Annotated in this window: 20 protein-coding genes and 1 tRNA gene; 9 read left to right on the top strand and 12 right to left on the bottom strand. The window is 68.6% G+C overall.

Annotated features, from left to right (window positions below):
* Window positions 1–15: 15 nt before the first annotated feature.
* Both AC0QTQ_RS15120 and AC0QTQ_RS15125 read left to right on the top strand, forming a co-directional pair.
* Window positions 16–1,146 carry a polysaccharide biosynthesis/export family protein gene (locus AC0QTQ_RS15120; RefSeq protein ID WP_480257251.1) on the top strand — a complete coding sequence of 377 codons (1,131 nt, stop codon included), beginning with the start codon at window positions 16–18 and terminating at the stop codon, window positions 1,144–1,146.
* A complete protein-coding gene (locus tag AC0QTQ_RS15125; RefSeq protein ID WP_480257252.1) occupies window positions 1,146–3,173 on the top strand; it encodes a capsular polysaccharide biosynthesis protein in 2,028 nt (675 codons plus the stop codon). Before AC0QTQ_RS15120 ends, AC0QTQ_RS15125 begins: the two co-directional genes overlap by 1 nt.
* On the opposite strand, the gene ribD is transcribed toward AC0QTQ_RS15125, so the two are convergent.
* The 5 genes from ribD to AC0QTQ_RS15150 all read right to left on the bottom strand — a co-directional run bounded on the left by ribD (window position 3,170) and on the right by AC0QTQ_RS15150 (window position 6,022).
* Window positions 3,170–4,258 (bottom strand): bifunctional diaminohydroxyphosphoribosylaminopyrimidine deaminase/5-amino-6-(5-phosphoribosylamino)uracil reductase RibD, encoded by a 1,089-nt coding sequence (gene ribD, locus AC0QTQ_RS15130; protein ID WP_480257253.1) that lies wholly within the window; start codon window positions 4,256–4,258, stop codon window positions 3,170–3,172. The genes AC0QTQ_RS15125 and ribD overlap by 4 nt on opposite strands.
* Window positions 4,255–4,722: a transcriptional regulator NrdR gene (gene nrdR, locus AC0QTQ_RS15135; protein ID WP_113898914.1), complete on the bottom strand. Its 468-nt coding sequence runs from the start codon at window positions 4,720–4,722 to the stop codon at window positions 4,255–4,257. Before nrdR ends, ribD begins: the two co-directional genes overlap by 4 nt.
* Window positions 4,723–4,862: 140 nt before the next feature.
* Window positions 4,863–5,279: a secondary thiamine-phosphate synthase enzyme YjbQ gene (locus AC0QTQ_RS15140; RefSeq protein WP_480257254.1), complete on the bottom strand. Its 417-nt coding sequence runs from the start codon at window positions 5,277–5,279 to the stop codon at window positions 4,863–4,865.
* On the bottom strand, window positions 5,279–5,599 hold the full coding sequence (locus tag AC0QTQ_RS15145) for a hypothetical protein (protein WP_128151101.1): 321 nt from the start codon (window positions 5,597–5,599) through the stop codon (window positions 5,279–5,281). The genes AC0QTQ_RS15140 and AC0QTQ_RS15145 overlap by 1 nt, the downstream gene beginning before the upstream one ends.
* A gap of 57 nt (window positions 5,600–5,656) precedes the next feature.
* Window positions 5,657–6,022, bottom strand: a complete 366-nt coding sequence (locus AC0QTQ_RS15150) for a winged helix-turn-helix transcriptional regulator (RefSeq protein WP_121532633.1) — start codon at window positions 6,020–6,022, stop codon at window positions 5,657–5,659.
* 105 nt (window positions 6,023–6,127) lie between these two features.
* Between AC0QTQ_RS15150 and AC0QTQ_RS15155 the strand changes: the two genes are divergently transcribed.
* Entirely contained in the window at window positions 6,128–6,991 is an 864-nt protein-coding gene (locus AC0QTQ_RS15155) for an SDR family oxidoreductase (RefSeq protein WP_480257255.1), read from the top strand.
* Between the two features lie 9 nt (window positions 6,992–7,000).
* Here AC0QTQ_RS15155 and AC0QTQ_RS15160 read toward each other — a convergent pair whose 3' ends face one another.
* The 4 genes from AC0QTQ_RS15160 to dnaG form a co-directional block, all read right to left on the bottom strand.
* Complete coding sequence (locus tag AC0QTQ_RS15160) at window positions 7,001–7,393, bottom strand: hypothetical protein (protein ID WP_480257256.1); 393 nt, start codon at window positions 7,391–7,393, stop codon at window positions 7,001–7,003.
* 112 nt (window positions 7,394–7,505) lie between these two features.
* Window positions 7,506–8,018 (bottom strand): mismatch-specific DNA-glycosylase, encoded by a 513-nt coding sequence (locus AC0QTQ_RS15165; RefSeq protein ID WP_480257257.1) that lies wholly within the window; start codon window positions 8,016–8,018, stop codon window positions 7,506–7,508.
* Between the two features lie 32 nt (window positions 8,019–8,050).
* Window positions 8,051–10,063: an RNA polymerase sigma factor RpoD gene (gene rpoD / locus AC0QTQ_RS15170; protein ID WP_480257258.1), complete on the bottom strand. Its 2,013-nt coding sequence runs from the start codon at window positions 10,061–10,063 to the stop codon at window positions 8,051–8,053.
* A 135-nt stretch (window positions 10,064–10,198) separates the two neighbouring features.
* Window positions 10,199–12,205, bottom strand: a complete 2,007-nt coding sequence (dnaG, locus tag AC0QTQ_RS15175; protein WP_480257259.1) for a DNA primase — start codon at window positions 12,203–12,205, stop codon at window positions 10,199–10,201.
* 311 nt (window positions 12,206–12,516) lie between these two features.
* Between dnaG and AC0QTQ_RS15180 the strand changes: the two genes are divergently transcribed.
* From AC0QTQ_RS15180 to AC0QTQ_RS15190, 3 genes are read left to right on the top strand one after another with little or no spacing between them, the layout of a single operon-like run.
* Window positions 12,517–14,238, top strand: a complete 1,722-nt coding sequence (locus AC0QTQ_RS15180; RefSeq protein ID WP_480257260.1) for a TadE/TadG family type IV pilus assembly protein — start codon at window positions 12,517–12,519, stop codon at window positions 14,236–14,238.
* 11 nt (window positions 14,239–14,249) lie between these two features.
* Entirely contained in the window at window positions 14,250–14,798 is a 549-nt protein-coding gene (locus tag AC0QTQ_RS15185) for a TadE/TadG family type IV pilus assembly protein (RefSeq protein ID WP_480257261.1), read from the top strand.
* Window positions 14,795–15,454, top strand: coding sequence for a TadE/TadG family type IV pilus assembly protein (locus AC0QTQ_RS15190; RefSeq protein WP_480257262.1), 660 nt, complete (start codon window positions 14,795–14,797; stop codon window positions 15,452–15,454). The genes AC0QTQ_RS15185 and AC0QTQ_RS15190 overlap by 4 nt, the downstream gene beginning before the upstream one ends.
* 84 nt (window positions 15,455–15,538) lie before the next feature.
* Here AC0QTQ_RS15190 and glpX read toward each other — a convergent pair whose 3' ends face one another.
* The 3 genes from glpX to AC0QTQ_RS15205 all read right to left on the bottom strand — a co-directional run bounded on the left by glpX (window position 15,539) and on the right by AC0QTQ_RS15205 (window position 18,209).
* On the bottom strand, window positions 15,539–16,504 hold the full coding sequence (glpX, locus tag AC0QTQ_RS15195) for a class II fructose-bisphosphatase (RefSeq protein ID WP_480257263.1): 966 nt from the start codon (window positions 16,502–16,504) through the stop codon (window positions 15,539–15,541).
* Between the two features lie 132 nt (window positions 16,505–16,636).
* Window positions 16,637–17,935, bottom strand: coding sequence for a homoserine dehydrogenase (locus AC0QTQ_RS15200; protein WP_480257264.1), 1,299 nt, complete (start codon window positions 17,933–17,935; stop codon window positions 16,637–16,639).
* Window positions 17,936–18,011: 76 nt separating this feature from the next.
* Window positions 18,012–18,209 (bottom strand): hypothetical protein, encoded by a 198-nt coding sequence (locus tag AC0QTQ_RS15205; protein ID WP_480257265.1) that lies wholly within the window; start codon window positions 18,207–18,209, stop codon window positions 18,012–18,014.
* A gap of 115 nt (window positions 18,210–18,324) precedes the next feature.
* On the opposite strand from AC0QTQ_RS15205, the gene AC0QTQ_RS15210 reads away from it, so the two are divergent.
* The 3 genes from AC0QTQ_RS15210 (at window position 18,325) to AC0QTQ_RS15220 (ending at window position 20,929) form a co-directional block, all read left to right on the top strand.
* Complete coding sequence (locus tag AC0QTQ_RS15210) at window positions 18,325–18,912, top strand: TetR-type transcription factor C-terminal domain-containing protein (RefSeq protein WP_480257266.1); 588 nt, start codon at window positions 18,325–18,327, stop codon at window positions 18,910–18,912.
* Window positions 18,913–18,955: 43 nt separating this feature from the next.
* A complete protein-coding gene (gene recJ / locus AC0QTQ_RS15215; RefSeq protein WP_480257267.1) occupies window positions 18,956–20,698 on the top strand; it encodes a single-stranded-DNA-specific exonuclease RecJ in 1,743 nt (580 codons plus the stop codon).
* A gap of 156 nt (window positions 20,699–20,854) precedes the next feature.
* Window positions 20,855–20,929 (top strand) — tRNA-Glu (locus AC0QTQ_RS15220).
* Window positions 20,930–20,966: the final 37 nt, after the last annotated feature.

The raw sequence follows: 20,966 nt of genomic DNA on the forward strand, positions 1-20,966 counted from the left end.
AGAGGAGCACGAGCAGTGAACGTCAAACCGTCCCGCAGGACCCTGCTTCTGGGTCTGTCTGCGGCCCTTCTTGGCACCGCCTCCTGCGGTCTGCCCCGGTCCGGTCCGAACAAGCGCGAGATTTTCGCCGGCTCGGTGATGAAACAGGGCGATGCCTTCGTCGTCACCGTCAACGACCACGTGGTGCGGGCAACCGCGGTGCAGCCGGCGCTCGGCTTCACCTCGTCCTTCGTCAATGCGGGTGTGCTCGGCTCCGACACGATCAACCCCGGCGACACGCTGACCCTGACGATCTGGGAAAACGTCGACGACGGCGTGATGAGCAAGAAGGGCGTGCCGACCCAGCTGACCGAGGTGCAGGTCGACGGCGCGGGTTATATCTTCATCCCCTACGCCGGGCGCATCAAGGCCGCGGGCAATTCGCCCGACGCGCTGCGCAAGGTGATCACCGAGAAACTCGACGCGCAGACGCCGGACCCGCAGGTCGCGGTGGCGCGCGCGCCCGGCGACGGCTCGACCGTCTCGGTGATGGGCGCGATCGCCGGACAGGGCGTCTATGCGATCGAGCGGCCGACCCGCACCCTCTCGGCGATGATCGCGCGGGCCGGCGGCGTGACCGTCAAGCCCGAGGTGGCGAAGATCACCGTCACCCGCGGCACCAAGACCGGCACGGTCTGGCTCAAGGATCTCTACGAGAACCCGAAGATGGACATCGCCCTGCGCGGCGGCGACGTCATCCTCGTCGAACAGGACACCCGCTCCTTCACCTCGCTCGGCGCCACCGGCTCGCAGGCGCGCGTGCCCTTCGAGACGCAGACGCTCAGCGCGCTCGAGGCGATCGCCACCGTCGGCGGGCTGCAGACCGGCCTGGCCGATCCCACCGGCGTCTTCGTGTTCCGCAATGAACCGGCCGAGATCGCCGCGGTCGTGCTGGGCCGCAATGACCTCGTGGGCGACCAGCGCATGGTCTACCTGCTCGACCTGACCAGCCCGAACGGCATGTTCCTCGCGCGCGATTTCGTCATCCGCGACGGCGACACCGTCTATGTGACCGAAGCGCCCTACGTGCAGTGGCAGAAATCGCTCTCGGCGATCACCGGCTCGCTCGGCCCGGTCAACTCGGTCAGCAACCTCACCGGGAACTGATGCCCGGCGTCACGCCCGATCCGGCCGCCGGGGAGCCTTCCCGGCGGCTTTTCTTCTACAACGGCGGCTTCCTGCGCGAACGCCGGCTGCGGCAGATCCTGCGCGCCGCGGGCTGGTCGCTGCATCTGGGCCTGCCCGGGCCCGCCGACCGCGTCGCGGTCTGGGGCCGCTCGCCCTATGCGCACCGCGGCGAGGCGGTGGCGGCGCGGCGCGGCGTCGGGCTGGTGCGGCTCGAGGACGCCTTCCTGCGCAGTGTGCACCCCGGGCGCGCGGGCGGCGCCGGGCCGCTCGGCCTGCTGATCGACCCCGAGGGCGTGCATTTCGACAGCGCCCGCCCGTCGATGCTGGAGCGCCTCCTGGCCCGCCATCCGCTCGACGACACTTACCTTTTGCAACGTGCTCGCGACGGGATCGGCCGGCTGAAGGCACTTGAGCTGTCAAAATACAACAATTTCGACGAACGCCTCGAACCGCCGCCACCGGGCTATGTGCTGGTGCTCGACCAGACCGCGGGCGATGCCTCGATCACCCATGGCGGGGCCAGTGCCCGCACCTTCCGCGAGATGCTCGCCGTCGCGCAGATCGAGCATCCGGGCGCGCGGATCCTGATCAAGACCCACCCCGAGACCCGCGCCGGGCTGCGCCCCGGCCATTACGGCCCCGAGCATTGCGATGCCCGCACGCAGCTGTTCACCGATCCGGTCTCGCCTTGGCAGCTGCTCGACGGCGCCATCGCGGTCTATACCGTCTCGTCGCTGATGGGGTTCGAGGCGATCCTCGCCGGCCACCGGCCCCGCGTTTTCGGCCAGCCCTTCTATGCCGGCTGGGGCCTGACGCAGGATGAGAATCCCGTCGCCCGGCGCGAACGCCGCCTGACCCGCGCCCAGCTGTTCGCCGCAAGCCACATCCTTGCCCCGACCTGGTTCGACCCGTGCCGGCAGCGGATCTGCAGCTTCGAGGAGGCCGTCGATCAGCTCGAGGCCGAGGTCCGCGCCTGGCGGCAGGACCGCGCCGGCCATGTCGCCAGCGGCATGCGGCTGTGGAAGCGACGCCCGCTGCAGCAGGTCTTCGGCCGCGAGACGCCACTGCGCTTCGTCGATCCGCCCGCCCGCGCGGCGCAGGTGGCACGCGACAGCGGCCGCAGCCTGCTGGTCTGGGCCGGCAAGGCGCCCCCTGACCTGCCCGCGCTGCGGGTCGAGGACGGTTTCCTGCGCTCGCGCGGGCTGGGCGCCGCGCTGATCCCGCCGCTCTCGCTCGTCACCGATGCGCAGGGCATCTATTACGACCCCACCCGCCCCTCGGATCTCGAGACGCTGATTTCGCACGAGCCGCCCCCCGGCGGGCGGCTGCGGGCCGAGCGCCTGCTCGCTGCGATCCGCAAGGCGGGGGTGTCGAAATACAACCTCGGCGGCGCCCTGCCCCCGCTGCCCGAAGGCCACCGCATCCTCGTGCCCGGACAGGTCGAAGACGATGCCTCGATCCGTCTGGGCGCAGGAGGGATTTGCACTAATCTGGCATTGCTGGCGCGGGTGCGGGCTGAAAACCCCACCGCAATCGTCCTTTTCAAACCTCACCCCGATGTCGAGGCGGGTCTGCGCCCGGGCCGCGTGGAACCGTCCGAGGCGCTGCGCTTTGCCGACCAGATCGTCGAACAGGCCGATCCCGTCGCCCTGATCGGGGCGGTGCACGAGGTCTGGACGATGACCTCGCTTCTCGGCTTCGAGGCGCTGATCCGCGGCGTGCCCGTCACCGTGACCGGCGCGCCCTTCTATGCCGGCTGGGGGCTGACCCGCGACCTGGGCAGGGTCCCGGCCCGACGCAGCGCACGGCCCGACCTGCTCGCCTTCGTTCATGCCGTGCTGATCGCCTATCCGCGCTATTTCGACCCGGTCTCGCGCCGCCCCTGCCCGCCCGAGGTCGTGCTCGACCGGCTGGCGAACGGCCCGTTGCCTACGCCCGGGCGGCTGAACCGCAGCCTCGCGAAACTGCAGGGGGCCTTCGCCGCCTGGGCCTTCCTCTGGCGCTAGCGCCGCCAGCGATGCAGCACGTCGCCGCCCAGGGCCTCGACCGAGGCAAGGGTGAAGCGCGGCGCATCCGACAGATGCGCCAGCCCCAGCGGGCCAAGCGCCGGGCGGGCATCGGCGCCAAGCGCCACGCCCGCGGTGAAGCCGATCAGCTCGTCGACCAGCGCCGCCCGCATCAGCGCCGCGGCGAACTGGCCGCCGCCCTCGCAAAACACCCGGGTCAGGCCGCGCGCGCCAAGCGCCGCGCTCAGCGCGACCACATCAAGCCCTTGACCGGACAGCGGAACCTCGATCAGCTCGGCGCCGATCCCGGCCCAGAAGGCGCGCGCCTCGGGGGGCGCGGCAGGGCCATGCACCAGCCACAGCGGCGCCTCGGAAACCGATCCCGCCAGCCGGTCGCGCGGCAGGTCAAGCCCGGCCGAAGCCACCACCCGCACCGGCTGGCGCAGCGGGGTGAAGCTGCGCACGGTCAGCAGCGGGTCGTCCGCCCGCGCCGTGCCACCGCCGACCAGAACCGCATCGAAGCGCGCACGCAGCGCATGCACCCGCGCCCGCGCCGGGGCCGAGGTGATCCACTGGCTCTCGCCATTCGCAAGCGCGATGCGGCCATCGAAACTGGTGGCGAGCTTCAGCGCCAGCCAGGGCCGGCCACGGGTGATGCGGCTGAGAAACCCCGCCTGCAGCGCCCGCGCCTCGGCCTCCATCAGCCCGACATTGACCGCAAGCCCCGCCGCGCGCAGCATCGCATGGCCACGGCCCGAGACTCGCGGGTCGGGGTCTTCCTGCGCGCTGACCACCCGGGCAATGCCGGCGGCGATCAGCCCCTCGGAACAGGGCGGGGTCTTGCCGTGATGGGAACAGGGTTCGAGCGTGACATAGGCCGTCGCCCCCCGCGCCGCCGCCCCGGCCATGTCGAGCGCGCGGCGTTCGGCATGCGGCCGCCCGCCCGGCTGGGTCCAGCCGCGACCGACGATGCGGCCGTCGTTCACGATGACACAGCCCACCGCTGGGTTCGGCCAGACATTGCCCAGCCCCCGCGCGGCAAGGCCAAGCGCAAGCGCCATGAAGCGCCGGTCGGCGTCGGTCACTCGCTCTCGCCCGTCTGCGGCCGCAGCTCGGAGACGAACTTGTCGAAATCGTCGGCAGCCTGGAAGTTCTTGTAGACGCTCGCGAAACGGACATAGGCGACGGTGTCGATCCGGGCCAGTGTCTCCATCACGATCTCGCCGATGGTGCGCGACGGGATGTCGGTATCGCCCAGGCTTTCCAGCCGCCGCACGATGCCCGAGATCATCTGGTCGATGCGATCGGGCTCGATCGGGCGCTTCTGCATGGCGATGCGGATCGAGCGTTCCAGCTTGTCGCGGTCGAAATCCTCGCGCTTGCCCGAGGACTTGATCACCACGAGGTCGCGCAGCTGCACGCGTTCATAGGTGGTGAAGCGCCCGCCACAGGCCGGGCAAAAGCGCCGGCGCCGGATCGCCACATGGTCCTCGGCCGGGCGGCTGTCCTTCACCTGTGTGTCGACATTTCCGCAAAACGGGCAGCGCATGGCTTCTCCCTTTTCCTGTTCCCGCCGCATGTGGGGTCTGGTGCCCCGGTTATCCACAGGACTATAGGGGGGAGGCGAGCTTTTGGGTAGCATAAATGTGAGACCACCAGATCCGGTGGGCCGGGTGTGGCGGCCGGGACTCAGCGCAGCAGCGCCACCACCTCGCGCCGCTGGGGCGCGCACCGATGTTCGAAAAGGTATATTCCCTGCCAGGTCCCAAGCACCATTCGCCCGGAAATGACGGGAATCTGCAAGCTGGTCGGCAACAGCGCCGCCTTCACATGGGCCGGCATGTCATCCGGCCCCTCGGAGGTGTGGGTCATCCAGGCGCTTTCCGGCCGGTCCGAGGGCGGCACCAGCCGGTGCAACGCCTCGGTCAGATCGCGGCGCACCTCTGGGTCGGCATTCTCCTGGATCACCAGGCTGGCCGAGGTGTGGCGCACGAAGAGGGTCAGCAGCGCCTCCTCGGGCGCCGCCGCCTCGACCCAGGCGCGCAGCGCGCCGGTGAATTCGTAAAGCCCGGGGCCGCGTGTCGCGATCTCGACGCGGCGGTGCATCACGCGCCGGGCTGGGCGGCCTCGCGCCCCTTGGCATAGATCGCCAGACACTCGGGGTTGATGTCCATGATCGCGCGTTCCCTGGCGAAGGCCTTGTCGACCGCCGCGGCATCGAGCCCGGTCTTCGGCACGCCCACCGGCGCTTTCGAGCCATCGGCGATACCGGTCATCAGGGTATAGCTGCCATCCTTCTCGGCCGTGACCAGGGCAAAGCAGGTGCCCGCCTTGTCGAGGCTCGGCGCGGTCGGGTCGGTCGACATCCCCTCGAGCGTGCAGGCACCAAGCAGCATCGGGAAAAGCAGGAACAGGCGCGCGGTCATCGGATCCTCCGGAAGTCTTTTCCCAGAGGTAGCAGGCCCGCGCGCGCGGCGAAAGCCCTAGGCTTGCGCCGCGAAGGCCGCGCGCGCGGTGGCGATCTCGGGGGCGGAGGCCTTGGCCCAGTCGATCAGCGCGCAAAGCGGGCCGAGCAGCGAGCGGCCCAGATCGGTCAGCGCATATTCGACGCTCGGCGGTTTCGTCGGGAAGACCTGCCGCGCGATCAGCCCGTCGCGTTCGAGATCGCGCAGCGATTGCGTCAGCATCCGGCGCGAGATGTCGGGCAGGCTGCGGGCGAGCGCATTGAAGCGGCACGGGCCCGGCTCGAGCTCGAGCAGGATCAGTGTCGTCCATTTCGCCGCGATATGGTCGAGCACGTGGCGCACCGGGCAATTGGCGAGGTCCATCTGGTCCAGCATGTCGCGCATCGGTTCCCTCCAGGTAACCTTGGCAGGAAAACCTGCCTCCTTTCCGCATGATGATACGGTCTCTAAAAGAGACTTATACACGATTCGCAACCGGAGGAAACGGAGATGAGCGAACAGACCTTCCTGGTGACCGGCGCCAACGGGCAGCTGGGCCAACTGGTGATTGCGGCGCTGCGGGCGCGGGTGGCGCCCGGCCAGATCATCGGCCTGGTGCGGCGCCCCGAGGATGCGGCGGCGCTCGAGGCGCAGGGCCTCGGCGCGCGGCTTGGCGATTACGACGACGTCGACAGCCTGACCGCCGCCTTTGCGGGGGTCGACCGGCTGCTGCTGATCTCGGGCTCGGCCGTGGGCCAGCGCGCGCGTCAGCACGGCAATGTCGTCGCGGCGGCGAAGACGGCGGGCGTGGGCTTCATCGCCTACACCTCGATCCTGAACGCGCAGGGCTCGGCGATGGCGCTGGCGGCCGAGCACAAGGCGACCGAGACGATGATCCTCGAGAGCGGCATCGCGCATACCTTCCTGCGCAACGGCTGGTATTCCGAGAACCTGCTGGCCTCGCTCGGAACCGACCTGGGCCTTGGCAAGCATTTCGGCGCGGCCGGCGAAGGCCGGTTCTCGACCGCACCGCGGCACGACTATGCCGAGGCGGCGGCGGTGGTGCTCGCGGGCGCGGGCCACGAGGGCAAGACCTACGAGCTTGCGGGCGACGCGAGCGTGACGCTGGCCGAGTTCGCGGCGCTGCTGTCGCAGGCGGCGGGCAAGCCGGTCGCCTATGTCGACATGCCGGAAGCCGATTACGCCGCGGCGCTGATCGGCGCGGGCCTGCCCGAGGGCTTTGCGAAGATCCTGGCCGACAGCGATGCACAGGCGGCGAAGGGAGCGCTTTTCGACGAAAGCCACACGCTCTCGGCGCTGATCGGGCATCCGACCGAGCCGATGGCCGAGACCATCGCCCGCGCGCTGGCCTGAGCCCCTGCCCTAGTTGAAGGGGAAGAACGGCACCAGCGGGCAGAAATGCTGCGCGGCCGCGGCGCTCATCCCCTTGTCCCGCGCACCGAAGCGGGTGAAGCCGCTGTCGGTCGCCTTGGCATCGCTGAGCGAGAAATCCACCCCCTCGCCCGCATGGCGCGGCGGGGGGGAGGTGCGGTAGATCCGCGTCGAGGACGGCAGGCCGAGCCCGCGCAGGACGAAATCGCCCGCGGCACACCAGAAATCATCATTGCCGGTGAGGCCGCCGAAGGCGACATGGAACTCCTGCCCGCCTGCGGGCACGACGCGCAGCCCGTTCAGCGCGAGGAAATCGCCGGCCGATGCGGTGCCCGCGGAAAGGGCGAGAGCCGCGGCGGTGAGCAATGGGGCAAGGGCACGCATGGAACACTCCCTGAAGCCGCCCGGCATGACCGGGCAGAGCAAGGGTAGACCTGCCGGAGAGGAAGTCCAAGAGGAAGCAGGGGGCGCTGCCCCCTCTTCGGCTGCGCCGAATTCACCCCCGAGGTATTTTCGGCAAGGAGAAGGGGATTTCGCGCAGGAAGGTGCCGAAGGCGCGCCAGATGCCCTCGTCCCAGGCCCCGTTCGCCGCGCCCGAGGTCGAGGGCAGGATCCAGACCGGAAGGCCGTCGTGCTCGATCGGGCCGAAACCGACGCGGGGCGCACCAAGGAAGCGGCGCGCCGCGTTCTTGCCGTTGAAGGCGAAGCTATGCGGGCGGTACTGAGCGAGGAACGCCCGCAGGCGCGCGGGATCATAGGCCTGTGCCGGGATCTGGGCGTCGCCGCCCGACACGCCCTTGGCGAGATCGGTCAGGCCGATGCCGAAGCCCAGAAGCCGCGCCTCGTCACCGACGGCGAGCGGTTCGGGCACAAGGCCCGCGCGAAAGAGCACCGGCCAGAACTTGTTGCCGGGCCCGGCGTAATAGCGCCCGAGCTCGGCCGAGCGGCGGCCAGCGGCGGTGCCACAGATGATCGTGCGCAGGCCGGGGGCGGCGAAATCGGGCAGCATGGCAAAACGCCCCCTTTCGGGGGCGCCTTTCATCACTGGTCGAGGAAGGAGCGCAGCTTGCGCGAGCGCGAGGGGTGCTTGAGCTTCCTCAGCGCCTTCGCCTCGATCTGGCGGATACGTTCGCGGGTGACCGAGAACTGCTGGCCGACCTCTTCGAGCGTATGGTCGGTGTTCATGCCGATGCCGAAGCGCATGCGCAGCACGCGTTCCTCGCGCGGCGTGAGCGAGGCCAGGACCCGCGTCGTCGTCTCCTTCAGGTTTTCCTGAATGGCGCTGTCGAGCGGCAGGACGGCGTTCTTGTCCTCGATGAAATCGCCGAGCTGGCTGTCTTCCTCGTCGCCGATCGGCGTTTCGAGCGAGATCGGTTCCTTGGCGATCTTCATCACCTTGCGGACCTTCTCGAGCGGCATCTGCAGCTTTTCGGCCAGTTCCTCGGGCGTCGGCTCGCGGCCGATCTCGTGCAGCATCTGGCGGCCGGTGCGCACCAGCTTGTTGATCGTCTCGATCATGTGCACCGGGATACGGATGGTGCGCGCCTGATCGGCGATCGAGCGGGTGATCGCCTGACGGATCCACCAGGTCGCATAGGTCGAGAACTTGTAGCCGCGGCGGTATTCGAACTTGTCGACCGCCTTCATCAGGCCGATGTTGCCTTCCTGGATCAGGTCGAGGAACTGCAGCCCGCGGTTGGTGTATTTCTTCGCGATCGAGATCACGAGACGCAGGTTGGCCTCGACCATTTCCTTCTTGGCCTGACGTGCCTCTTTCTCGCCCTTCTGCACCTGGTTCACGATGCGGCGGAATTCGGAGATGTCGACGCCGACATACTGGCCGACCTGCGCCATCTCGGCGCGCAGATCGTCGACCTTGTCGCCCGATTTCTCGAACAGCGTCGCCCAGGTCCGGCCGCCCTTCGCCTGCATCCGGTCGACCCAGGTCGGGTCAAGCTCGTAGCCGCGGTATTCCTCGATGAATTCGCGGCGGTTGACGCGGGCGGCGTCGGCCAGCTTCACCATGCCGCTGTCGATCGACATGATCTTGCGGTTGATGCCGTAGAGCTGGTCGATCAGCGCCTCGATGCGGTTGTTGTGCAGATGCAGTTCGTTGACGAGGCCGACGATTTCCGAGCGCAGCTTCTGATAGGCCGCCTCTTCGGCGACCGAGAAGGTGCCGTCCTCGTTCAGCGTCGCCGACATGCGCAGGTCCTGCATCTCGGCGAGCGTCGCATAGTCGCGCGCGATCACCTCGAGGGTTTCCAGAACCTTCGGTTTCAGCGCCGCTTCCATCGCGGCGAGCGACATGTTCGAGCCTTCGTCGTCTTCCTCGTCGTCGTCCGAGCGCATCAGCGGATTGCCGTCGGCATCCAGCTCGGGCTCGTTCGAGGCACGGCGCGGGGCCGCGGCGGCGCCCCCCGCCTGCGTCTCGTCGACCTCGATCCCCTCGACCGGGGCTTCCATGTCGTCCTCTTCGCCGTCGAGCGAGCGGCCGAAGGTCGCCTCGAGGTCGATCACGTCGCGCAGCAGGATCTCTTCGTTCAGAAGTTCATCGCGCCAGATGGTGATCGCCTGGAAGGTCAGCGGGCTTTCGCACAGGCCCGCGATCATCGTGTTGCGGCCGGCCTCGATGCGCTTGGCGATGGCAATCTCGCCCTCGCGCGACAGCAGTTCGACCGAGCCCATCTCGCGCAGATACATCCGCACCGGGTCGTCGGTGCGGTCGAGCGTCTCGCTCGTCGAGGTCGCGACGGTGATCTCGCGCGAGCCGGAGCCGGTCTCGGCCACGGCGCCGCCGGCCTCGGGCTCTTCGCTTTCTTCCGCCTCGACGACGTTGATGCCCATCTCCGAGAGCATCGACATCACATCCTCGATCTGGTCGCCCGACACCTGCTCGGGCGGCATCACGGCGTTCAGCTGGTCATAGGTGATGTAGCCGCGTTCCTTCGCCTCTGCGATCATGCGCTTGACCGCGGCCTTGCTCATGTCGAAGGAGGTGTCCTCGTCCGCGGCGGTGTCGGGCTTGTTCTCGTCGATGTCCTTGGCGGCCATGTGCGCTCCTGCTCGGGCTCTCTCGGGCGTCGTCACGCCGGTGGGCCGGGGCGCGACGGGATCGAATCGGTTGATCTGTCTTATCGAATCACGGGGTCGAATCACAGGGCCGAATCGGCCCTTTTGCGCAGCGTCTCAGGCACTGCCACTTCCACCGCCATGTTTTTCCAGAAGAGACTGCAAAAAGGCAGACATCGCTTCACGGTCCTCGCCCAGATCACTGGTGTCCTCCAGTCTCGATTTCCCGGCCTGATGCAGCGCCTGGGTCGCCTGGGTGATTCGCCAGGTGAGCCCCTCGTCGGCCAGGCCGGCCAGTTCTTCCATCGCCTCCTCGGTCTCGCTGCGCACGGCACGCGCCGCCTGCAGCTTGGCCAGCTCTTCGGCAAGGCACATGCGCGCGAAGTCGGTGTCGTCGCGGCGCAGGACCGGGGGGGCCGAGCGCACATGGGGCTGGGCGAGCAGCTTTTCAAGGTCATCGCCCGCCCGGGCAAGGGCCGCCGCGATCGCCTCGGGCGGTTCGGCGCAATGGGCAAGGATCAGGCCGCGCAGCCGTTCGTGCCCCGGATCGACGAAGACGATGCGATCGAGGCGGGCCTCGAACTCGGCCACCAGCACCGGATGCGCGACGAGAATCGCCAGGATCATCGTCTCGCGCAGCGCCTCGGTCACGCGCTCGTCGGGGGCGGCGGCGAGCAGCGTCGAGCGGGTCGCGGGCAGCGGCAGCGCGGGCGCCGGGGCGCGACCGAAGCCCCGCCCGCGTGCGGACTGCCAGCCGCCGCCCTCGCGCGGGGGCTGCCATCCGCCGCCATCACGCGGGGCAGAGCGGAGCCCCTCGTCCCGCCCGCCGCGGGACCGGTTCATGCCGAAGAGATCCTCGCGCAGCCGCTTGATCTCCTCGCCGTAATGCACCTTGATCGAGGGATCCTTGATCCGGCTGATCGTCGCGCGCAGCGTCTTGTCGAGAGCGGCGCGGCGTTCGGGGCTGTCGAAGACCTTGCCCTCGATCTCGCGCGCCCAAAGCAGGTCGACCATCGGCCGGGCGCCGGCGATCACCTGCTCCATCGCGGCGCGTCCGCCCGCTTGGATGAGCTCGTCCGGGTCCTGCCCGCCCGGCAGCATGGCAAAGCGCAGCGCCTTGCCCGCCTCGAGCAGCGGCAAGGCCAGGTCGATCACCCGCAGCGCCGCGCGCATCCCCGCCGCGTCGCCATCCAGCGCGATCACCGGCTCGTCGTGGATGCGCCACATCAGGTGCAGCTGCTCCTCGGTCACCGCGGTGCCCAAGGGCGCGACGGCGCCGCCAAAGCCCGCCTCGACCAGCGCGATCACGTCCATGTAGCCTTCGCAAACGATGAGCGGCGCGCCCTTCGCGCAGGCCTCGCGCGCGGGGCCGTGGTTGTAGAGGTTGCGGCCCTTGTCGAAGAGCGCGGTCTCGGGGCCGTTCAGGTATTTCGCCCGCGCGTTCGGGTCCATCGCCCGCCCGCCCAGCGAGATCGCCCGCCCCCGCGCATCGCGGATCGGATAGATGATGCGGCCGCGGAAGCGGTCATAGGGCGCGCCGCCATCCTCGGGGCGGGCGCAAAGCCCGGCCTCGACGATCAGGTCGGGGGCGATCCCCTTCGCCTTCAGCGCGTTGAACAGGCCCTGGCGCTGGTCGGGGGCAAAGCCGATCTCGAAACGCGCCTGCGCCTCGGGGCCGAGGCGGCGGCGGGCAAGGTAGTCGCGCGCGACGGCCCCGCCCTGCATCGACAGCTGCAGCCGGTAATGCTTCACCGCCTCTTCCATCACCTTCGCAAGTTCGCTGCGCCGGTCGGCCTTCTGCGCCGCCACCGGATCGCGCGCCGGCATCTGCATCCCCGCCTCGCGCGCCAGGATCTCGACCGCCTCCATGAAGCCGACATTCTCGGTCTCGCGCAGGAAGGTCAGCGCGTCGCCCTTCGCCTGGCAGCCGAAGCAATAGTAATAGCCCTTGCGGTCGTCGACGTGGAAGGAGGCGCTCTTTTCTTGATGGAACGGGCATGGCGCCCAGAAGTCGCCCTTGGCCTGGTTCGACTTGCGCATGTCCCATACGACCTTGCGCCCGACCACCTGCGAGATCGAGACGCGATTGCGCAATTCGTCAAGGAAGCCGGGCGGAAGACTCATGCCCCCTAATATGGCCCCCCGGCGCCCCCTGTCGAGAGGGGGGAACAGCGAATCGAAGCGCAGGGCGATGCAAGAAAACGTTAAGAATTCCTGCAGAAGCCCCGGCAGAGCAGGCCGGAATTGCGGCGCATTGCCCAATGCCGACAAGACGATTCCCGCGAATTCGGCCAATTGCCCCGCACGCCCTGAACAATCGGGCGAATTTGCCCGCGCAGCGCCCCAATTCCGCCCCGAAGCACGCGCATACCCCTCCCCGGAAAAGACTATTCGCGCCCTGCGATCCGCCGCCGGGACGGGATGGAGAGAGCAGCATGGTGACTTTCCGGCACGAGAGCAGAACCGCCCGTCGGCTCGCCCGCTTCCTGCGCGAGGAGGACGGCGCGCTGATTCACCTGGCGATGCAGATCTTCCTCGTCATGCTGATCTGCACCGGCATCTCGATCGATTTCGTGCGCCTGGAAGAGCGGCGCACCAAGATCCAGAACACGCTTGACCGCGCCACGCTGGCCGCCGCCTCGCTGTCGCAGCAGCTCGACCCGACGCTCGTCGTCAACGACTACCTGAAGAAGGCCGGGCTCGACTATCTCGACGTGACGCCCGAGGTCGCGCAGGGCAGCCTGGGCGAATGGCGCCGGGTGACGGTCAAGGCCACCGACAACATGCACACCATCTTCGGCGGGCTGATCAACATCAACTCGCTCGAGGTGGTCGGCGCCAGCACCGCGCAGGAAGAGATCGGCAACGTCGAGATCTCGCTCGTGCTCGATATCTCGGGCTCGATGAACGAGAACATCTATTACCCGACGAACAGCAGCTATGACGGCCGCTACCCGACGCGCATGGACAAGCTGCGCCCGGCCGCCCTCGCCTTCGTGCAGAAGATGTTCGACACGGTGCAGCCCTCAAGCGCACCGGCCGGCCGGCTCTCGATCTCGATCGTGCCCTACAACCAGCAGGTGACGCTCGGCACCAAGACCTCGGCCGGGTTCAACCTCTCGACCGATCACACGAAGAACACCTGCGCCGACATCGAGACCCTGTCCGACGGCGATTTCGCCATCTCCGCATCGCGGGAGCTGCAGCGCACGATGTATGGCGACAGCTTCGACTATGCAGGGCAGTACGCGCTTGGCCAGGGCACCTGGTCGGTACAGAAGAGCATCTATGTCGAGAACTGCCCGAACGCCACCGCGGCGGCAGTGCTGGCCTTTGCCAACAACCAGACGACGATCAACAGCGCGATCAACGCCCTCACCCCGGGCGGCGACACCGCGATCGACGTCGGTGCCCGCTGGGGCCTCGCGCTGCTCGATCCGGCCGCGCGCACCGCTCTCGACAAGCTGATCATCAAGGGCTACGCGAGCTCCGACCTCTCGGGGCGCCCCTTCGACTACAGCAACGGCACCCAGACCGTCAGCGACAGCGCGATGAAGGTGCTGGTGCTGATGACCGACGGGCAGAACACCCGCTCCTATTCGACCAAGGCTGCCTATCGCACCGGCGAGTCGGGCTTCGTGTCGACCTACAGCGCCACCGCCTTCGCAGATTCGAACACGAACAGCACCTGGTGGGGCAAGCTGTATTACTACTCCCCCGGCCGGACGAAGCCCTATTACCGGCTCTACGACAAGACTTGGTACAGCACGCCGAGCGGCACGATCTACCCGATCACCTGGGAAACGATCTGGAGCAAGAACTACACGCTGCAATACGTGATCAACACCTTCCTCTACAACCCGCTGCGGGCGATCGACTCGACGGTCACGACCAGCGGCATCTACAACGACATGTCCGTGCAGTCGGAGTTCTCGCAGAAGGATGCGGCGCTGCTGAAGCTGTGCGAGGTCGCCAAGAACGATCAGCACGGGATCTATGTCTTCACCGTCGCGGTGAATGCGCCGACGGCGGGCAAGACGATCCTGCGGCAATGCGCGACGTCGGAGGGCTATGCCTATGACGTCAACGCCGAGGATCTGACCGACGCCTTCTCCTCGATCGCCTCGGCGATCAACGCGCTGCGGCTGACGAACTGAGGAGGCGGAGGATGCGCAAGCCACACCGCCCCGGACTTCCCCTTCTGCGCAGGCTGCGGCGCGAGGATGGCGCCGTCACCATCCCGACGATCTTCTGGCTGCCGCTGTATTTCATGATCATGCTCGCCGGCGTCGAGATGATGGTGACGAACCTGCGCCAGATCCTGCTCGAGCGCGCCGTCGACGTGGCCACGCGCGAGCTGCGTCTTGGCAACATGGTCAACCTGACGCATGACGAGCTGAAGCAGAAGATCTGCTCTGCGATCCGTTTCGTGCCCGACTGCACCGCGAACCTCGCGGTCGAGATCTTCCCGGTCGACACCACGACCTGGCAGTTCAGCAACGCCGGCCACACCCTCTGCACCGATTCGACCAGCACCGAGATGCTGAATCCGACACTCGATTACGGCGGGTCGAACCAGCTGATGGTGGTGCGGGCCTGCCTGAAGCTGAAGGCGATGTCCGACATGGACCCGCTTGGCGCAGCGCTGGTGAAGGATGCAGGCGGCCGCTTCGCCCTGGTCGCGATGACCGCCTATGTGAACGAGCCGAGGGAATGATGACGACGTTGCGGTTCCTGCGCCGGTTCCTGAAACAAAGCCGCGGCTCGGCCGTGATCGAGGGGCTCTTCGGCAGCGTGCTGCTGCTGGGCTGGTTCATGGCCGCCTATCAGATCTACGACGCCTTCCGCATGCGCGCGGTGGTGTCGCGCGCCACCTATACCGTCGCCGACCTGATCTCGCGCGAGCGCGATCCGATCGGGCCCGCCTATGTCGCCGGCATCAAGAAGATCTTCGATGCCGCCACCCGCTCGAGCGGCGACGGGCAAAGCTGGATCCGGGTGACGCTGGTCTCCTGCGTCGAAACCGAAACGGATGCCCGGGCCTGCGACGGCACCAACAAGCTGGTGACCTTGCGCGCCTCGGACTCGACGGCGGGTTCGGTTGCCTCCTTCGCCACCGGCGGCCACGCCGCCTACACCCAGTCGACGCTCGACGCCAAGGCCAACGTCATCCCGATGATGGCCGCCGGGGATTCCGCGGCGATCGTCGAGGCCGGCTATCTCTACTGGCCGATCTTCAACATCGGCGACAAGGCGCTGTCGCTTGGCGGCAACAACACCGTCGAGATGGGGCTGAGATCGAACCTGCAATTCGGCGAGTTCGTGGTCACCCGCCCGCGCGGACCGCGCACGAAGTGGTTCGACAGCAAGTAATCCCGCCTCCAGACGGCGCCCGAGTGCAAAACGCCGGACCCTCGGGCCCGGCGTTCGATCTTGGCGGCCTTGCGCGGGACGCGCTCAGCGGATCGGGTTGCGATAGATCACCCGCCGCACCGAGCCGGTCTTCGAGCGCATCAGGATCGTCTCGGTCTCGATGTAGTTCGGTTCGCGCTTCACGCCGCGCACGATCGAGCCGTTGGTGACGCCGGTCGCGGCAAAGATCACGTCCGACTTCACCAGCTCGTCGCGGGTGTAGATCTTGTCGAGATCGGTGATCCCGGCCTTGGCCGCGCGGCCGCGCTCGTCGTCGTTGCGGAACAGGAGTCTGCCCCACATCTGACCGCCCATGCACTTGAGCGCCGAGGCCGCCAGCACGCCTTCCGGCGCGCCGCCCGAGCCCATGTACATGTCGATGCCGGTGAAATCGGGCTCGGCGCAATGGATCACGCCGGCAACGTCGCCATCGGTGATCAGCCGGATCGCGGCGCCAGTCTCGCGCACTTCGCGGATCAGCTCGACGTGGCGGTCACGCTCGAGGATGCAGCAGGTGATGTCCTCGGGCTTCACGCCCTGCGCCTTGGCCAGCGCCAGTACGCGTTCGGTCGGCGTCATCTCGAGCGAGACGATGTCGGTCGGATAGCCCGGGCCGATCGCCAGCTTGTCCATGTAGACGTCCGGGGCGTGCAGAAGCGTGCCGCGCGGCGCCATCGCGACGACGGTCAGCGCGTTCGGCATGTCGTTCGCGGTCAGCGTGGTGCCTTCGAGCGGGTCGAGCGCGATGTCGACGGCCGGGCCCGCGCCGGTGCCCACTTCCTCGCCGATATAGAGCATCGGCGCCTCGTCGCGCTCGCCCTCGCCGATCACCACGACGCCCTTGATGTCGAGGCTGTTGAGCTGTTCGCGCATGGCGTTCACGGCGGCCTGGTCGGCGGCCTTCTCGTCACCGCGGCCGATCAGCCGGGCAGAGGCATGCGCCGCGGCCTCGGAGACGCGGGCAAGGCCCAGCGAGAGCATGCGGTCGTTGAAATCGATGGGGGGAGTCATGGTTGTGTCCTGTCTCGGAATGCGAAGGGCCGCCAACAGCTAAGCCCGAGCGCGCGCGCGAAACAACCCTGAGAACGCTAACGGCGGGCGCGCAGGCGGCGCGGCGCCGCCCCTGCCCCGCCGCCGGGACGATCAGACCTCTTCGATCCGCATCGCCACCGCCTCGCCCGCGACGACACCGGTCGCCGGGAAGCCCGCAATCGCAAGGTCGATCGCGTCGCGCGTGGTCTTGTGGGTGACGATCAGCACCGGCGCGGTCGCATCGGCATGGCCATACTGGCGCATCCGCGAGATCGAGATCCCGGCCTCGCCCAGCACCGTCGCGACCTTGGCCAGCGCGCCGGGCTTGTCCATCAGCTCGAGCCGCAGGTAATAGGCCGCCGGTGCCGAGGCCACCGCCGCGACCGGCTCGGCGAGCGTCGCCGCGGGCTGACCGAAGGTCGGCATCCGCAGCCCGCGCGCGAGGTCGACCACGTCGCCCATCACCGCCGAGGCCGTCGGCCCCTCGCCCGCACCGGCACCGCGCAGCACGATCTGGCCGACCGAATCGCCTTCCAGCAACACCATGTTGGTGCCGCCCTGCAGCTGCCCGAAGGGCGAGGACGAGGGCACGAGGCAGGGCATCATCCGCTGCTCGAGCCCGCGGCCGGTGATCTGCGCCACGCCGAGCAGCTTGATCTTGTAGCCCATGTCATCGGCGCGGCGGATATCGTCGATCGAGATCTTGCCGATACCCTCGAGCTGCACCGCGTCGAAGCTGACCTTGGTGCCGAAGGCGATGGCGGCGAGGATCGCCAGCTTGTGCCCCGCGTCGATGCCCCCGACATCGAGGTTCGGGTCGGCCTCGAGATAGCCAAGCGCGCGCGCCTCCTCGAACACCGTCTCGTAGGGCAGGCCGGCGCTTTCCATCCGGGTCAGGATATAGTTGCAGGTGCCGTTCATCACCCCCATCACGCGGCGGATCGCGTTGCCCGCAAGCCCTTCGGTCAGCGCTTTGATGACCGGGATGCCGCCTGCCACCGCCGCCTCGAAGCGGATCACCCGGCCAAGCGCCTCGGCGCTTTCGGCCAGTGCCTGGCCGTGATGGGCCAGCAGCGCCTTGTTCGCCGTCACCACGTCCTTGCCGGAGCTCAGCGCCGCTTCCATCGCGTTCTTCGCCGCGCCCTCGTGCCCGCCCATCAGCTCGACGAAGACGTCGACGTCGTCGCGCTGCGCCAGCGCCACGGGATCGCTTTCCCAGGCATAGCCCGACAGATCCGCATCGCGGTTCTTCGTGCGGTCCCGCGCCGAGACGGCGGTGATCACCACCGGCCGGCCCGAACGCGCCGCCAGCAGATCGGCATGGCGCTGCACGATCTTGACCACGCCGATGCCGACGGTGCCGAGCCCGGCGATGCCGAGGCGGAGCGGGGAAACGTCGGGGGCGGACATGGGAACCTCTTGCGCTGGATTGGTCTTGAGCCCTGTTAGCCTGTCGGGCGCGACCTTGCAACGCGTCGAAGCCGGCTCAGGGCTGCTCGGCGCGGATCGCCGCAGCCCGCGCGCGCAGCGCATCCGCCCGCGCCTCGAGCACCGGCGCCGGATCGGGCGTCAGCGGCGCCTCGGAAAGGAGCGTCTCCATCGGCACCAGCGCGGGATAGTCCGCATCCGAGACGCCGCAACCGGCAAGCGCGAGAAGACCGAGGGCAAGGGCAAGGCGGGTCATGGCGGCTCCTGTCAACGGCCCGACCATAAGCCCGCCCGCCGGCGCTGACCAGAGCCGCAAGACGTCCCCGCAGCCGGGGTTTGATATTGAACAGATGTTCAGATAATCTGCGCAGATGGCACGCAAGACAGGCTCCCATTCCGAAATCACCGGCCCGCGCGTCCGCGCCGAGGCGCAGCGTCTGTTCGCGCGCCACGGCTTTGCCGCGGTCTCGATGCGGCAGATCGCGGCGGCGGTCGGCGTGCAGGCCGGCGCGCTCTACCTCTACACCCCCGACAAGGAGGCGCTGCTTTTCGACCTGTTGAAAAGCCACATGGAAGAGCTGCTCTCCGCCTGGGCCGAGGTCGCGCCACAGGGCGAGCCGCGCGCCGCGCTGGAAACCTTCGTGCGCTTTCACATCCGCTTCAACCTGACCCGGGCCGAGGCGGTGTTCCTGAGCTACATGGAGCTGCGCAACCTGAGCCCCGGGAATTTCGCGGTGATCGAGGGGCTGCGCCGCGCCTACGAGACCGAGCTGGAAAAGATCCTGATCGCCGGCCGCGCGGCAGGGGCCTTTGCCCTGCCCGACACCAAGCTTGCCACGCTCGCGATCATCGCCATGCTGACCGGGGTGAACACCTGGTATCGCGAGGGCGGGCGGCTCAGCCTCGACACCGTCGAGGCGATCTATTGGGACATGGTGCGCAAGGCCGTCGGCGCCTGAGCCAATGCTGGCAGGCCGCGCGCCGATCGGCTATGGGAAGGGCATGAGTGCATTCCTTGATGTCGAAGCGTCGCTGACCGGGCGGCGCTGGATCGGCCCCACGGACGAGGCCGACCGCCTTGCCGAGGCGATGGCGCGCGAGACGCGCCTGCCCCTGCCGCTTGCCCGCGTGCTCGTCGCCCGCGGCGTCGCCCCCGAAGAGGCCGCGGGCTTCCTCGAACCCACCCTGCGCGAGCTGCTGCCCGACCCGCGCAGCCTGCGCGACATGGAAAAGGCCGCCGCCCGCTTCCTGAGCGCGATCGACGGGCGCGAGCGCATCGCCGTCTTTGCCGATTACGACGTCGACGGCGGGTCCTCGGCGGCGCTTCTGCTGACCTGGCTGCGCGCCATCGGCCGCGAGGCGACGCTCTATATCCCCGACCGCATCGACGAGGGCTATGGCCCGAATGTGCCGGCGATGCAGGCGCTGGCCAAGGACCACCCGCTGATCGTCTGCGTCGACTGCGGCACGCTCAGCCACGAGCCGGTGGCCGCGGCGAAACCCGCCGACGTGGTGATCCTCGACCACCACCTCGGCGCCGAGACCCTGCCCGAGGCGCTGGCCGTGGTGAACCCGAACCGGCTCGACGAGGACGGCTCGCTCGGCCATCTCTGCGCCGCCTCGGTCGTCTTCCTGATGCTGGTCGAAGCGAACCGGCAGCTGCGCGAGAAGGGCGTGAAAGGCCCCGACCTGATGGGGCTTCTCGACCTCGTGGCGCTGGCGACGGTGGCCGATGTCGCGCCGCTGATCGGGGTGAACCGGGCGCTGGTGCGGCAGGGGCTGAAGGTGATGGCGCGGCGCGAGCGGCCGGGGCTGGTGGCACTCTCCGACGTCGCGCGGCTCGATCAGGCGCCCTCGGCCTATCATCTGGGCTTCGTCCTTGGCCCGCGGGTGAACGCGGGCGGGCGGATCGGCGCGGCCGATCTTGGCGCGCGGCTTTTGTCGACCGCCGACCGCAACGAGGCCGAGGCGCTCGCCGCCCGGCTCGACCAGCTGAATTCCGAGCGCCGCGAGATCGAGAACCGGGTGCGCGACGCCGCCCTTGCCCAGGCCGAGGAGCGCGGGCTTGACGCGCCGCTCGTCTGGGCGGCGGGCGAAGGCTGGCACCCGGGCGTGGTGGGCATCGTCGCCGCCCGGCTGAAGGAGGCGACGAACCGCCCCGCGGTGGTGATCGGGCTCGAGAATGGCATCGGCAAGGGCTCGGCCCGCTCGGTCGCTGGCGTCGACCTTGGTGCTTCGGTGCAGCGCGTCGCGGCCGAGGGGCTGCTGCTGAAGGGCGGCGGGCACCGGATGGCCGCCGGCCTCACCGTCGCGGCGGAGCAGCTGGAACCCGCCATGGCACGGCTGAGCGAGCTTCTGGCGCGGCAGGGCGCCGGCGCCGGCGGGCCGCGCGATCTGCGCCTCGACGGGCTCTTGATGCCCGGCGCCGCCACCGCCCAGCTGATCGAGGATCTCGAGCGCGCCGGCCCCTTCGGCCAGGGCGCCCCTGCCCCGCGTTTCGCCTTCCCCGACATGGAAGTGACCGGCCCGCGCCGGATCGGCGAAAGCCACCTGCGCTTCTCGCTGGGCGACGGGCTCGGATCGCGGATCGAGGCGGTAGCCTTCGGCGCCTTCGACGGCCCGCTCGGCCCGGCGCTGAGCGCGGGCGGAGCGGGGCGCTTTCACCTCGCGGGCAAGCTCGAGATCAACACCTGGGGCGGGCGGCGCAAGGTGCAGCTGCGCCTCGACGATGCCGCGCGCGCCTGAGCCCATCGGCAAACCCTTGAGCACAGGCGTTTTTCAAGAAAATCGCGCGGCCGTGAAGAAAGTTGCGATAAACTGAAAAAACCCTCTTGCGAGTCACCCGAAGCTCGCCTAAACACCGCTCCACGCCGCGCAGCAACGCGCTGAAGCGGAAACGGTGGCCCGTTCGTCTATCGGTTAGGACGTCAGGTTTTCAACCTGAAAAGAGGGGTTCGACTCCCCTACGGGCTGCCACTTCTTCCCCAGAACATCAAAGACAAGCAATCGCGAT

The sequence above is a fragment of the Paenirhodobacter sp. YD-8 genome (assembly GCF_056590935.1).

Bases quoted from the DNA above. Each gene is read 5' to 3' on its own strand.
- AC0QTQ_RS15125 (WP_480257252.1), top strand. From the start codon at position 1,146: ATGCCCGGCGTCACGCCCGATCCGGCCGCCGGGGAGCCTTCCCGGCGG.
- nrdR (WP_113898914.1), bottom strand. From the start codon at position 4,722: ATGCGCTGCCCGTTTTGCGGAAATGTCGACACACAGGTGAAGGACAGC.
- AC0QTQ_RS15140 (WP_480257254.1), bottom strand. From the start codon at position 5,279: ATGCACCGCCGCGTCGAGATCGCGACACGCGGCCCCGGGCTTTACGAA.
- AC0QTQ_RS15145 (WP_128151101.1), bottom strand. From the start codon at position 5,599: ATGACCGCGCGCCTGTTCCTGCTTTTCCCGATGCTGCTTGGTGCCTGC.
- AC0QTQ_RS15150 (WP_121532633.1), bottom strand. From the start codon at position 6,022: ATGCGCGACATGCTGGACCAGATGGACCTCGCCAATTGCCCGGTGCGC.
- AC0QTQ_RS15155 (WP_480257255.1), top strand. From the start codon at position 6,128: ATGAGCGAACAGACCTTCCTGGTGACCGGCGCCAACGGGCAGCTGGGC.
- AC0QTQ_RS15160 (WP_480257256.1), bottom strand. From the start codon at position 7,393: ATGCGTGCCCTTGCCCCATTGCTCACCGCCGCGGCTCTCGCCCTTTCC.
- AC0QTQ_RS15165 (WP_480257257.1), bottom strand. From the start codon at position 8,018: ATGCTGCCCGATTTCGCCGCCCCCGGCCTGCGCACGATCATCTGTGGC.
- rpoD (WP_480257258.1), bottom strand. From the start codon at position 10,063: ATGGCCGCCAAGGACATCGACGAGAACAAGCCCGACACCGCCGCGGAC.
- dnaG (WP_480257259.1), bottom strand. From the start codon at position 12,205: ATGAGTCTTCCGCCCGGCTTCCTTGACGAATTGCGCAATCGCGTCTCG.
- AC0QTQ_RS15180 (WP_480257260.1), top strand. From the start codon at position 12,517: ATGGTGACTTTCCGGCACGAGAGCAGAACCGCCCGTCGGCTCGCCCGC.
- AC0QTQ_RS15185 (WP_480257261.1), top strand. From the start codon at position 14,250: ATGCGCAAGCCACACCGCCCCGGACTTCCCCTTCTGCGCAGGCTGCGG.
- AC0QTQ_RS15190 (WP_480257262.1), top strand. From the start codon at position 14,795: ATGATGACGACGTTGCGGTTCCTGCGCCGGTTCCTGAAACAAAGCCGC.
- glpX (WP_480257263.1), bottom strand. From the start codon at position 16,504: ATGACTCCCCCCATCGATTTCAACGACCGCATGCTCTCGCTGGGCCTT.
- AC0QTQ_RS15200 (WP_480257264.1), bottom strand. From the start codon at position 17,935: ATGTCCGCCCCCGACGTTTCCCCGCTCCGCCTCGGCATCGCCGGGCTC.
- AC0QTQ_RS15205 (WP_480257265.1), bottom strand. From the start codon at position 18,209: ATGACCCGCCTTGCCCTTGCCCTCGGTCTTCTCGCGCTTGCCGGTTGC.
- AC0QTQ_RS15210 (WP_480257266.1), top strand. From the start codon at position 18,325: ATGGCACGCAAGACAGGCTCCCATTCCGAAATCACCGGCCCGCGCGTC.
- recJ (WP_480257267.1), top strand. From the start codon at position 18,956: ATGAGTGCATTCCTTGATGTCGAAGCGTCGCTGACCGGGCGGCGCTGG.